This window comes from Gaetbulibacter sp. PBL-D1 (assembly GCF_050509525.1).
In the GTDB taxonomy this organism is placed as follows: Bacteria; Bacteroidota; Bacteroidia; order Flavobacteriales; family Flavobacteriaceae; genus Gaetbulibacter_B; species Gaetbulibacter_B jejuensis.
The window spans coordinates 69549-81428 of sequence record NZ_JBNWKB010000011.1 but is presented as its reverse complement, the minus strand read 5'-3'; the positions used below and the strand labels follow the sequence as shown (position 1 = coordinate 81428).

Here is an 11880-nt window from a genome sequence, read left to right as displayed (position 1 = left end):
AAAAAAATAAACGATATTCGTTCCGCTAAATAATCATTTTTTTTTAAAGACAATAACTCTAACCAAATCAAAACTATGAAAAAAACTGCCTCTATTTTAATGATGCTTTTAAGCATCACGATGTCATTTGCTCAAACAGAACTTACTGATGATGACGCTGAAGCAAAGCTTCTTGTTAATAACGACAGATTAATTGTACTAGACTTTTATGCTACTTGGTGTGGACCATGTAAGCGCATGGAACCTATCATTAAAGAGTTAGAAGCAAAATATAAAGATAAAGTTGACTTTTATAAAGTTGATGTTGATAAAAACGAAGTAGATGATGCGTTAAATGTTACAGCAATGCCTACGTATTTTTTCCTTAAAAACAGCTCTAATTTAGAAGTTGTTGAAGGCGCAATGAGTAAAGCTGAAATGGAAGACTTGATTCTAAAACATATGGGTGGCGCTGTTGCTTCTAGTTCATCAAACACTATTGATCTTGACGATTTTAGTCAATCCAATATTGACAAATATTGGAACTCCTCTAACAGCTTAAACAGCTTAGCTTGGAATGCCTACAAAAATTATAGTGACATCAAAATTCTATTAAAAGCTATTAAAGCTGTAGAGCGTTCAATTGAACTAGACCGAAATTCCCATAATACTGATACATACGCTGCGTTGTTATACAAAACTGGAAATTACACCAAAGCTTTAAAAATGGCAAAGGAATCTATTGACATTGCTAAAACAAGTGGAGAAGACTATCAAATAACTACTGAACTTATTGAAAAAATTATTGATGAAATGTAAAAGCTTAAAGACTATTCTTTAAATACATAACTTTTCAAAAGCTTGACTTTTTTATAAAAATAGTTGAGCTTTTTTGTTATTGATATTCGTTATTGAAAGAATTTATATCTTTATTATTGGCTGTAATTTAAACCAACCTTTGTGGCAGAAAAGAAAAACATCGAAAAACTAATAGTTCAGAATAAAAAAAGCAATCTGAAAAACCATTGGAATGATGCATTTTTCTACAACACGACAAAGTACAGCGGAGAAATTAAACCAAATGAACTTTTGATTTGGCGTTCCTCTCATTTTTTACGTGGTGCATATCCTATTTTCCATCTGACTTTTGACCAAAACAATAAACTGAATGGAATAAAAAAGGAGAAAAATCCTTACCATAAACTGCTGAATAAAATAACTATTGGATTTTTAATTGTGTTGATTTCAGGTTTGTTCCTCTCAACTGACTTAAAAATGGCAGTAATTGGAACAATCGGAATTTCAGTTATTGGACTTTTATTGCGTTTAGTTTTAGGAAAAGCCAAGAAATACGAAACCAAACTTCTGACAGATGAACTGAAAGAAGCAATTGAAAATATAGAACAGGCAAATAATCCCGTACAAATTAACAAACCAAAATCGGAATCAAAAACAGAAAAGGTTAAAGAATGGACTTTTACGAAAGTTTTGACAAGACTTCTTCTCTACCCTTTTTGCTTACTGATTTTATGGTTTTCGATTACTGGATTTTTATCAGAAGGAAAAACATTATACGGAATATTTGGAATAGTAGTCGCATTGGCTTATCCAATAGCTGACATACTACTGATATTCGGAAAAAATAAAAACTACAGCTAACAATGGCTATAATTCATTGCAATTTGCTATCTTTCGGTTACGGCGGAAAATCATAGTTGATTTTCCGTAACGAGCCATACACAAAACCGTTAAACGAACCCTTCAAAAAATTACTCCAGTTTCAACAACACATTTGGGTTTGGGCAATTACTTAAATAATACTCTAAATCTTGTTTTGAGCTTACTCCTGGATAATCACCTAGATACTCACCAATATCTTTTATAATTTGAAAATGCAAGTGCGGAGGATAATCGCCATTTACAGTAGCATCGCCAAGTGTTGCTAATTGTTCTCCTTGTTTAAACTGTTCTCCTACACTTAAATGCTCTATAGACGCTGTACTTAAATGTCCATATAAGGTGTAAAAAATCACTCCATCGATGACGTGTTTTAAAATGATCGTTGGTCCATAGTCTCCAAAATTGGTGTTGTTTTTAAAACTATGCACTACTCCATCTAAAGGCGAAAGAATTTCTGTACCAGCAGCAATCCAAAGGTCAATTCCTAAATGAATGTTACGTTCGGTTAGTGGATTTTGTTCGTTAAAGTGTGTACTACGTTGGTAAATGTTTCGTATTTCGTTATAACCACCAAAGGCTACCAACCCATTATGCTTGCTTATATGCGCATTTACAAATGCCTCCAGCTTTGAAGATGAAGATACATCAACCGATTGCAGTAAGGTATTGTGTTTAGAAAGATCTAAAGGAATGTATTGTAAATTTGAAATTGAAGCATCTAGTACTCGAAGTGGTTTTCTACTAATGCGTTCTAAAAAATCGTGGAATGTGTTTGAGGGCATTTCAAAAAAATATTTCTATAAAAATACACTTTTTTGAAACGTATAGCCTTTATTCAACTGTAAGATTTCTGTTCATACAGAAAGCTTGATTATTGCATTATAACATGGCTAAATTTAGCATTAACCACAATTGTTTTATTACTATTTGGGCTGTTAGTAGAAAACGACGATGTATTTTTAGCATCTTGCTTTTCTGGATGAGTAAAACGTGTTCGATCGCCTTTATACTGCAAATTGAATGCTGTTTTTGGTAAACTTATAAGCGCATCGCTATTTTCTAACACCAAATTGATATTATTAAACGAATCGTTGATTTTTGAAATGGTTAAATCTCCAAAACTACCATCAATAATTGCATTGCCATTTAAATTATCGAGACTAATGTTTGATGAGTTAGAATTTAATACAATTCTGTTTACTTGCTTTACATGTGCTTTATCCACATAATTTAGTTTTAACTCTCCTTGGCTCCAAGTATCAATTAACACAGGTGAATAAGATACATTGATGGAAGTCTCGCTTCCATCAATGTGATTTGCTACTAATGTAGAGTGTGAAATATCTGCTCTTAAGTTTTTAATAACCGAAGTAAACTTCAACTCACCATGTCTTACATTTAGATTTAGTTTAGCGTCTTTAGGCATTTTTATTTTAATGGTCTTTTTTACTTTACCACTTCTAGCCTCAAGCGTTCTAGACAGTTCAGCACGACGCTTTTCGTTGCGTTCCATACGCTCTTCAAGACGTTCAGCTAAATGAGCTTGTCTTTCAGCGTGAGCTTTTTGGCGTTCTTCAAAACGTTTTGCAATTTCTGCACTACGCTCTTCCATTTGTTTAGCGCGTTCTTCCATTTGCTTACCGTGTTTTGCTTCCCATTCTTCCATACGTTTAGCATACTCTTTTCCCCATTGTTTGTCAAACTTCTTGCTCCACTCTTTTAGTTTCACTTCATAATCTTCACCAAACTGCTTACCATACTCTTCTCCCCATTTTTGCATTTCCTTTTCGTAGTTATCAAAATCAACTTTAGAAAATTCTTTTGCCCAAGCTTTCATTTTATCCTTGTACTCTTTTCCATACTTTTCTTCATACTCTTTGCTCCATTTTTCAAGGTATTTTTCACCATCTTTTTTGTAGGCTTCGGTATCAAAATGTACTGAATGAATCCCTTTTGGTAATTCAGGTAATTTTGGAAGCTTAGGAAGTTTTGGCAATTCCATTTCTGGCATTTCAGGTAGCTCAGGTATTTCGGGTAACTCTGGCATTTCAGGTAACTCAGCCAATTCAAATTCAAGCTCTCGTAAGGCGTCAAATTCGAAATTGTTGTCAAACTCAAACTCAAACCCTTCCATGTTAAAGTTTCCCCATACATTTCTGCTTCCTTTTGAGCTTATACTTATATTTTTTCCTGAACCTTCAACGCTTATATTCCAGTTTTCAAGTGCTTTTTTAAGTTCTTCCTTTGAAAGTTTATCGCTTTCTATATATGCTTCAACCTCAACAAGATCTTTATTCCATGTATCGATTTCAATTTGCACATAGCTTGTGTTTAAATCTATGGTAACGTCTTTATCTACTTTTATAGATTGAGATATTTTATTTAACTGTTGCTGTGCAGTAACACTAATGGTAGCACACAACATAAACAACATTAATTGTATTGTTTTCATTTGTTCGTTTTTATTGCTTTAAGCATTATCCTGACTCATTTCTGAGTCGTTTAAATCTTTTAATTGTTCTTTTAAGCGATACAATAAATTAAGTCTTAATTTTAAGTTATCTATCAAGGCACTTACAGTAAGCTCGTTTGGTCCATTTTCGGTTAATTCAACCGAAAGTCTATCGTACTCTTTATTGAGTTCTTCAAGACGTAGCACGTAACTATCAAACAATTCTTTATTTTCTGAAGTGAGCTTTACGTTGGATAATTCTAAGTTAATATTAGCCAGATAGTAGTCTTCAACCTTTTTTAAATCGGGTGAAATATCACCAAGCGACTTTAAATTGGATACCACTTCTTCCTTACCATTTGAAGGCTCAATTGGAGGCACATTATAAAATTTATATGCTCCAAAACCCATCCCAATAAGAATAACAACACTTGCCGCTATTTGCATTACACTGAAACGTTTTTTGATTGTTCTTTGCGGTTGTGCGTTATCTAGCTTCTTTAAAAAACGGGCTTCATGTCCTTTAGGCATTTTTTGATTGGAAACCTTTGGTTCGTCTTTAAAGAGTTCTCTAATATCTTGTTGTGCCATTACTTGTAAGTGTTAACAGTTCTTTTAATTTTACTTTTCCTCTAGACAGTTGCGTTCGAGAAGCGACTTCGCTAATACTTAAAATTTCAGATATTTCCTGGTGGTCATACCCTTCAACCAAATACAGCATAACTACGTATTTATACTTTTCTGGTAGCTTTTTTATAGCTTCTTTTACTTCTTCTAGTGTTATTGTATCTTCAACAAACCAGTTGTCATCATTATCATCAACTACTTTTAGGTGCACCTCTTCCAACTGCAACAAATGTTGCTTTTTGGATTTAAGTAAATCGATACTTTTATTGATAACAATACGTTTTAACCAAGCTCCAAAAGTAACCTCTGCTTTGTATTGGTGTAGTTTAGCAAAAGCTTTTATAAAGGCTTCCTGAACGATATCTTCAGCTTCCATAGAGTCCTTTACAAATCGCATTGCCACAGCATACATACCATCACAATACTGATTGTAAATTTGTAGTTGTGCAGCACGATTATTTTGCTTGCATTTTTCAATAATTTCAACTTGAAACATGCGTTAGTTGATCTTTTGGTTATTGGTTTAGTTCTCTATAAAGACGATACAAAACATACAGTGTTGCAAAATTTACCTCTTTTTTTTAAAATGATACCAAATTATTATAAATGAACGTTAAATAGATAGTCTTTAGGTGTTTTTGATATATCTTTAGCACTTAATTTTAAAATTCGAATTTTTAGGTATGAACACGTTTTTAAAACGAATCCTTATTGTTTTAACTTTAGTCGCTGTAGGACTATTTTTATACTCTTATTTTGTTGAAAATATTTTTTCTAAACGCTTGAGTCCAAAAGATAATGTAGAATACAAACTCAACGATTTACAAGTTGAAGTGTTTTACAACAGACCTTCAAAAAAAGGAAGGGAAATTTTTGGCGGACTTGTACCTTATAACCAAGTATGGCGAACAGGAGCCAATGAAGCGACAACTTTTGAAACCAACAAATCGCTTTATGTAAAAGGAATTGCGATACCTAAAGGTATCTACACGCTTTGGACAGTACCAAAGGACAGCTCTTGGCAAGTCATTTTTAATAAAAAACTATATCCTTGGGGAGTTGATGAGCAAATGAAGCCAATGAGAGAACCTCAACACGATATACTTGAAATTGAAGTTCCTACTGAAGAGCTCAATACTACTGTTGAACAATTTACCATTGGTTTTGATAATACTACAGGTGACCTTCACCTTACAATGGCTTGGGATAAAACAAAAATTGCCGTACCTTTAACTGTAATCAAAGATTCAATTGAATAAAGGTAAGACATTATAACTTGGCTAAAAACACTAAATCATCGTCTGCTTTACACGAAAAGAAAGGAGTTTCAGAGTCTGAAATTACAAACAAGGATTCTATTGAAACCATAAAAAAGCGAAGACGTCATCAACCTTCTGCCGAAGCATTGGCTCAAGGTATTATAAAAGGTGACATTACATATTTAAGCAGAGCCATAACTTTGGTAGAGAGTTCTAACCCTTTACATTTAGAAAAAGCCAATACTATTATAAAACACTGCTTGCCTTATGCCAACAAATCAGTAAGAATAGGTATAACAGGAGTTCCTGGAGTTGGTAAAAGCACATTTATTGAAGCTTTTGGTTCGCAACTCACAACAAATGGTAAAAAAGTAGCTGTTTTGGCAGTTGACCCAAGTAGTAGCTTAACCAAAGGCAGCATTTTGGGAGACAAAACTCGAATGGAAGATTTGTAAAAGACCCAAATGCTTTTATACGACCTTCTCCTTCTGGCTCCTCGTTAGGTGGTGTTGCCAGAAAAACTAGAGAAACTATTATTTTATGTGAAGCAGCAGGTTTTGACACCATTATTATTGAAACGGTTGGTGTTGGTCAAAGTGAAACTGCTGTTCATAGTATGGTAGACTTTTTTCTACTGTTAAAACTTGCAGGAGCTGGTGATGAACTTCAAGGTATTAAACGTGGTATTATTGAAATGGCAGATACCATTGTTATTAATAAAGCAGATGGAGACAACCTAAAAGCTGCTAAACTTGCCAAAGTAGAATTTAATAGAGCATTGCATTTATATCCTGCTAAAGCTTCTGGTTGGCAACCTAAAGTTACACTATGTAGTGCTTTACAACAAGAAGGTATTGACGCTATTTGGGATATTATAAATGACTATGTTGAAGCAACCCAAAAGAACAATTATTTTGAACATCATAGAAACGAACAAAATAAATTTTGGCTACTACAAACTATTGAAGACCGTTTAAAATCTGATTTCTTTGGAGATTCAAAAATAAAAGAAGCACTCAAATCTCAGCTTGAACTTATAGAAAATGGTAAAACCACTCCATTTGCTGCTGCAGAATTTATATTGAGTTTATGAAAAATTGGCTTTAAACCATTCTACTTGAGCTTTTACAGCTTCTAATAATGTAGTTTGCGGATTGTAGTTTAACAGCTTTCTTGCTTTATCGATATTTGCTTTAGTACGCAATTGATCTCCAGGACGCTTTGGAATAACATTAATTTTTATAGACTTTCCTAAAACAGCTTCAACAGCTTCAATACCTTCTTGAGTAGTGTGTTCTACTTCAGTTCCTAGATTAATGATTTCGCCATTGACCTTATCTTCATTACCAATTACACTCACTACACCATCTACAATGTCGCCTACGTAAGTAAAACTTCTAAGGTGCTTGTCGCTGCCTTCATATAACGGAAACGCTTCGTCCTTCAACCCTAAATCTATGAGTTTTGTGTACATTTTTTCAGGACGCTCTCTTGGACCAATAACAGAATACAACCTTAATGAGCATGATTTTAATTGCTTTTCTCTACTTTTTTGAAGTACTAACTGCTCAGCAGCTAATTTAGTAACACCATAGTGAGATGCTGGTTTTGGTGCAATACTTTCAGGGAAAGTCGCTTCTAAACCATAAATTGAAGAGGTTCCAATATTTACAAATAATTTAAGATTACTACACTGTAAAGCGTAATCCATTAAATTTTTAGTTGCTAAAATATTATTGCTAAAATAGTCTTCAAACGTAGAAGTTGATGAAATACCTGGTTGAGCAGCATAGTGAAAAATATAGTCAATATCTTTAGGTAACACTTCAGCAAGGTCAGAATCTCTTAAATCCTTTTTCAAAATTGAAATGCCTTTTTGGGTTAAAGCATCAGCATTTAATTGCTTTAATTCCAGACTGTAATAATCATTAAAATTATCAATTCCTAAAACATCATGCCCTAAAGCTTTAAGTCTTTCAGCTGTGTGAGAGCCAATAAAACCGACAGCTCCTGTAACAAGTATTTTCATTTTATTAGTTTAGAGATTGCAAATTAACAATTATTCCATTAAAAAGAATAATTTCAGTTTAGTTAAAAAACAATACTTTTGTAGCAACTAACTTTTAACAGATGAATTACAAATTCACTATCATAGTTCCTGTTTATAATGAAGAAGATAATTTAGAGAGAGTTGAAAAGGAACTACTAGCTTACACGAAAATCGCTTCCTTACCTACAAAAATTTTATTTGTAAATGATGGCTCAAAAGATAGCAGTCAGCAACTTATTGAAGATATTTGCAATAGAAACACTGCTTTCAACTACATTTTGTTTGAAGCTAATAGAGGCTTAAGTGCTGCTATAAAAGCTGGGTTTGATTATGCTGACACTGAACTTGTAGGTTATATAGATTCTGATTTACAAACTGCTCCTGAAGATTTTAATTTACTTTTAAAACATATTGACACTTACGATTTAGTAACTGGTGTAAGAGCAGACCGAAAAGATAGTTTTGTAAAAAACATGTCGTCTAAAATTGCTAATGGTATAAGAAGAGCTTTTACCAAAGACGGAATGGACGATACTGGTTGCCCTTTAAAAGTTATTAAAACCGAATATGCTAAGCGTATTCCTATGTTTAAGGGTTTACATCGTTTTTTACCAGCAATGATATTATTGCAAAATGGTAAAGTTACCCAAATTCCTGTACGTCATTTTCCAAGAATTGCTGGTACTGCAAAATTTGGTTTATGGAACCGATTACTTGGACCACTTATGGATTGTTTTGCTTACTTATGGATGAAAAAAAAGTACATCAACTATACAGTTTCTAAACAAGGTTAATGAACGATTGGTTGATATATTGCATAGGTTTTATCGCTCAGATTTTATTCTCTTCGCGCTTAATAATACAATGGATAACTTCTGAGAAACACCAAAAAGTAATAACTCCAACCTTATTTTGGACCTTAAGCTTAATTGCCTCTTTCTTACTATTTATATATGGCTACCTTAGAGATGATTTTGCCATTATGCTAGGACAAGGGTTAACCTATTTTATTTATATACGCAATTTGCAATTACAAGGCGAATGGGAGAAATTCCCAAGAATAATGCAATACATTTTACTAGGTGCTCCTACTCTAATTGCCATATATTACTTTAACAACAATGTTATTGATAGAGATGTTTTATTCAAAAATGAAGCTATTCCGACTTGGTTGTTAACCTTAGGTATTGTATCGCAAATTATTTTCACGTTTAGGTTTATTTACCAATGGATTTATTCTGAACGCAAAAAGCAATCGTCTCTTCCTTTTGGATTTTGGATGTTGAGCTTAATAGGTTCTTTGCTAATTCTTATTTATGCCGTTTACAGAAGAGATCCTGTGTTATTTATAGGTCATGGTCTTGGTTTAATGATCTATGCCAGAAATTTATTCTTAATAAAAAAATCAAATGCTAAAGAAACTACAGCATAACCCTATACTTACCATAACAGTACTAGTGCTTTTAATGCTCACTTTTGGCGTACAATACCTTTCAGTAAGTATTATGGAAGCACGTAATTTTATTACTGCCAGAGAAATGCTAACAGATGGTAATTGGCTCCTTACAACCATGAATGGTGAAGCTAGATATGAAAAGCCTCCTTTACCAACTTGGTTAGCTGCGTTTTTTGGGATGATTTTTGGAATAAAAAACCTACTAGCTATTCGCTTTCCTGCTATTATATTTATAGCAATCACAGGAGTTTTTACCTACTTACTTTCTAATAAACTTTTAAATAATAAAAACCACAGTTTAATTAATGCTTTAATTGTAGTGACTTCTTTTTATGTTATTGGAATTAGTATTGAAGCTCCATGGGATATTTTTACTCATGGGTTTATGTTAATGGCTATTTATTTTCTATTTCAATACTTACAAGGCAACTCAAACAATTTCAAAGTAATCCTTTTAGCTGGTTTGTTTTTAGGATGCTCATTACTTTGTAAAGGTCCAGTTTCTTTTTATGCCTTATTACTGCCTTTTTTAATTGCATATGGAGTGGTTTTTAAATTCACTGCTATAAAAAAACAGATATTACCATTACTCGCTTTTTTAATTATTGGACTTATAGTTGGTGGTTGGTGGTATTTGTACGTTCGTCTTAATGATCCTGCAACTTTTACTGCCATTGCTGAACGAGAAACAGGAAATTGGTCTAGTTACAATATAAGACCTTTTTACTATTACTGGAGCTTTTTTACGCAAAGCGGAATTTGGACTATTCCTGCTTTTATTAGCTTATTATATCCCTATTTAAAGCGAAGAGTGAGTAATACAAAAGCCTATAGGTTTAGTTTTATTTGGACCATTACTGCTGTTATTTTGCTTTCATTAATTCCTGAGAAAAAATCAAGATACCTAATGCCTGTTTTAATTCCTTTAGCAATTAACACTGGTTTTTATATTGAATATCTCATAAGATGCTTTAAAGATTTAAAAGACAAGCGCGAAACTATACCTGTGTATTTTAATTTTGGACTTATAGCCTTAATTGGTTTAGCGTTTCCTATTGTAGGTTATTTATTTTTAGGCGAAAAGCTTTCGGGTTATATGTTTCCTTTTGCCATAGCCTCCATAACCCTAGTTTTATTAAGTGTACTAATTTTTGTTCAGTTGAAACTAAAAAACATGGAAAAGGTGTTTTATCTTACTATTTTCTTTTTTGCTGCTTTGTTGATATCTGGTTTACCGCTTTCAAAAGCTTTAATAGACAATAATTACAAGCCTATTTCAAACTTAAAAGAAGACACTAAAAAAGAAGCTATAAACGTGTATGGTTTTAATTATATCTCACCTGAAATGATTTGGCAATTTGGTGATAAAATTCCAAATATAACTCAAGAAGATGGTACAATAAACTTCCCTGACGAACCAGTGTTTGGGATGCTTGCTAATGGTATAAGCCCTGAACATCAAGAACTCTTACTCGCTAAATACCACATTGAAAAAGTTGCTACTTATGACCTCAACACTTCAGCTAAAGACAGTAAAAGTTATAGAGGACGATTGGTAAACACCTATTATATTCTTACTAAGAAGTAAAGCGTTTAGCTAAGTACTTATTGAGTTTATAAAACCCAAAACCTGATAGCGCGCCAAAAATCATTCCGCAGAAAATATCCAACGGAAAATGCACTCCTATATACACTCTACTGTAAGCCATTGCTGCTGCCCAAAATAGCATTAAAAAGATAAGATACTTGTATTTATGTTTTAACATTAAACCTGTAAATACAGCTACAGCCATTGAGTTAGAGGCATGACCTGAGAAAAAACCATATCTACCACCACAAGAAGGTTTTACCAATCGCATTAATGAATTTACGGTCTCGTCATGGCAAGGTCTAAAACGTTCGAAGCCATATTTAAATAAGTTGGTAACTTGGTCAGTAAAAGACACCATAAGTGCTACAACCAAAATAGTTATTAAAAGCGTTTTTCGGTCGTGATTTTTAAACATTAAGTATAGTAAAATGGCATAAAGTGGAATCCAGTAAAATTTTGTGGTGTAAAACATCCAAAATCCATCCCAAGACTCAACGCCTAAATTGTTTAAAAACAGGAATAATTCTTTATCGTATTCTATTAATTGGTCTATCATCTAATCGTTGTATTGTTCTATTTCGCTATCGTAAAAATCGGTAGCTGCCTGAATTAAATTTTCAATTTCAGACTCTAATTCTCTTTGATCGTGTTCATCAAATTCTTCTAACCATTCTACCTCATCATTTTCTAAATTAATAATAAACCTAGGAAAATCGGTATGAATAATATATATAGCATTAGGAAATTGGGTATTGTCTCCAAGTATAAATTTAGGCAGTTCCATAA

13 protein-coding genes and 1 pseudogene are annotated in these 11880 nt (G+C 33.0%); 7 read left to right on the top strand and 7 right to left on the bottom strand.

From position 1 onward, the window contains the following. Positions 1–75: 75 nt before the first annotated feature. Positions 76–798: a thioredoxin domain-containing protein gene (locus ACQ0RB_RS10930; RefSeq protein ID WP_430498414.1), complete on the top strand. Its 723-nt coding sequence runs from the start codon at positions 76–78 to the stop codon at positions 796–798. A gap of 141 nt (positions 799–939) precedes the next feature. Then, entirely contained in the window at positions 940–1638 is a 699-nt protein-coding gene (locus ACQ0RB_RS10925; protein ID WP_430498412.1) for a hypothetical protein, read from the top strand. Positions 1639–1748: 110 nt separating this feature from the next. On the opposite strand, the gene ACQ0RB_RS10920 is transcribed toward ACQ0RB_RS10925, so the two are convergent. From ACQ0RB_RS10920 to ACQ0RB_RS10905, 4 genes are all read right to left on the bottom strand, one after another. Continuing rightward, positions 1749–2441, bottom strand: a complete 693-nt coding sequence (locus ACQ0RB_RS10920) for a peptidoglycan DD-metalloendopeptidase family protein (protein ID WP_430498410.1) — start codon at positions 2439–2441, stop codon at positions 1749–1751. 89 nt (positions 2442–2530) lie between these two features. Further along, positions 2531–4111: a hypothetical protein gene (locus ACQ0RB_RS10915; RefSeq protein WP_430498408.1), complete on the bottom strand. Its 1581-nt coding sequence runs from the start codon at positions 4109–4111 to the stop codon at positions 2531–2533. Positions 4112–4129: 18 nt separating this feature from the next. Beyond that, positions 4130–4702, bottom strand: a complete 573-nt coding sequence (locus ACQ0RB_RS10910) for a hypothetical protein (RefSeq protein WP_129761380.1) — start codon at positions 4700–4702, stop codon at positions 4130–4132. Next, a complete protein-coding gene (locus tag ACQ0RB_RS10905; RefSeq protein ID WP_430498406.1) occupies positions 4683–5234 on the bottom strand; it encodes an RNA polymerase sigma factor in 552 nt (183 codons plus the stop codon). Before ACQ0RB_RS10905 ends, ACQ0RB_RS10910 begins: the two co-directional genes overlap by 20 nt. A gap of 187 nt (positions 5235–5421) precedes the next feature. Between ACQ0RB_RS10905 and ACQ0RB_RS10900 the strand changes: the two genes are divergently transcribed. Next, positions 5422–5997, top strand: coding sequence for a DUF2911 domain-containing protein (locus ACQ0RB_RS10900; protein ID WP_129761382.1), 576 nt, complete (start codon positions 5422–5424; stop codon positions 5995–5997). A gap of 17 nt (positions 5998–6014) precedes the next feature. Then, positions 6015–7090, top strand: a pseudogene (meaB, locus tag ACQ0RB_RS10895) (methylmalonyl Co-A mutase-associated GTPase MeaB). Here the strand turns inward: meaB and ACQ0RB_RS10890 are convergent. After that, the gene (locus tag ACQ0RB_RS10890; RefSeq protein ID WP_131508204.1) at positions 7085–8026 is read right to left on the bottom strand and encodes an NAD-dependent epimerase/dehydratase family protein; all 942 of its coding nucleotides are present in this window, start codon (positions 8024–8026) and stop codon (positions 7085–7087) included. The pseudogene meaB and the gene ACQ0RB_RS10890 sit on opposite strands and share 6 nt — an antisense overlap. 101 nt (positions 8027–8127) lie before the next feature. Between ACQ0RB_RS10890 and ACQ0RB_RS10885 the strand changes: the two genes are divergently transcribed. Genes ACQ0RB_RS10885 through ACQ0RB_RS10875 form a run of 3 tightly spaced genes read left to right on the top strand, consistent with a single transcriptional unit; the run spans position 8128 to position 11091 of the window. Beyond that, complete coding sequence (locus ACQ0RB_RS10885) at positions 8128–8841, top strand: glycosyltransferase family 2 protein (protein WP_343798793.1); 714 nt, start codon at positions 8128–8130, stop codon at positions 8839–8841. After that, entirely contained in the window at positions 8841–9479 is a 639-nt protein-coding gene (locus ACQ0RB_RS10880; RefSeq protein ID WP_343798791.1) for a lipid-A-disaccharide synthase N-terminal domain-containing protein, read from the top strand. The genes ACQ0RB_RS10885 and ACQ0RB_RS10880 overlap by 1 nt, the downstream gene beginning before the upstream one ends. Continuing rightward, positions 9457–11091 carry an ArnT family glycosyltransferase gene (locus ACQ0RB_RS10875; protein ID WP_430498403.1) on the top strand — a complete coding sequence of 545 codons (1635 nt, stop codon included), beginning with the start codon at positions 9457–9459 and terminating at the stop codon, positions 11089–11091. The genes ACQ0RB_RS10880 and ACQ0RB_RS10875 overlap by 23 nt, the downstream gene beginning before the upstream one ends. Here the strand turns inward: ACQ0RB_RS10875 and ACQ0RB_RS10870 are convergent. Then, positions 11081–11650: a phosphatase PAP2 family protein gene (locus ACQ0RB_RS10870; protein WP_430498401.1), complete on the bottom strand. Its 570-nt coding sequence runs from the start codon at positions 11648–11650 to the stop codon at positions 11081–11083. The two genes, ACQ0RB_RS10875 and ACQ0RB_RS10870, sit on opposite strands and share 11 nt — an antisense overlap. Then, positions 11651–11878 (bottom strand): hypothetical protein, encoded by a 228-nt coding sequence (locus tag ACQ0RB_RS10865; RefSeq protein WP_129761389.1) that lies wholly within the window; start codon positions 11876–11878, stop codon positions 11651–11653. It lies immediately after the preceding gene. Positions 11879–11880 lie beyond the last annotated feature (2 nt).

Bases quoted from the DNA above. Each gene is read 5' to 3' on its own strand.
- ACQ0RB_RS10930 (WP_430498414.1), top strand. From the start codon at position 76: ATGAAAAAAACTGCCTCTATTTTAATGATGCTTTTAAGCATCACGATG.
- ACQ0RB_RS10920 (WP_430498410.1), bottom strand. From the start codon at position 2,441: ATGCCCTCAAACACATTCCACGATTTTTTAGAACGCATTAGTAGAAAA.
- ACQ0RB_RS10915 (WP_430498408.1), bottom strand. From the start codon at position 4,111: ATGAAAACAATACAATTAATGTTGTTTATGTTGTGTGCTACCATTAGT.
- ACQ0RB_RS10910 (WP_129761380.1), bottom strand. From the start codon at position 4,702: ATGGCACAACAAGATATTAGAGAACTCTTTAAAGACGAACCAAAGGTT.
- ACQ0RB_RS10905 (WP_430498406.1), bottom strand. From the start codon at position 5,234: ATGTTTCAAGTTGAAATTATTGAAAAATGCAAGCAAAATAATCGTGCT.
- ACQ0RB_RS10900 (WP_129761382.1), top strand. From the start codon at position 5,422: ATGAACACGTTTTTAAAACGAATCCTTATTGTTTTAACTTTAGTCGCT.
- ACQ0RB_RS10890 (WP_131508204.1), bottom strand. From the start codon at position 8,026: ATGAAAATACTTGTTACAGGAGCTGTCGGTTTTATTGGCTCTCACACA.
- ACQ0RB_RS10885 (WP_343798793.1), top strand. From the start codon at position 8,128: ATGAATTACAAATTCACTATCATAGTTCCTGTTTATAATGAAGAAGAT.
- ACQ0RB_RS10880 (WP_343798791.1), top strand. From the start codon at position 8,841: ATGAACGATTGGTTGATATATTGCATAGGTTTTATCGCTCAGATTTTA.
- ACQ0RB_RS10875 (WP_430498403.1), top strand. From the start codon at position 9,457: ATGCTAAAGAAACTACAGCATAACCCTATACTTACCATAACAGTACTA.
- ACQ0RB_RS10870 (WP_430498401.1), bottom strand. From the start codon at position 11,650: ATGATAGACCAATTAATAGAATACGATAAAGAATTATTCCTGTTTTTA.
- ACQ0RB_RS10865 (WP_129761389.1), bottom strand. From the start codon at position 11,878: ATGGAACTGCCTAAATTTATACTTGGAGACAATACCCAATTTCCTAAT.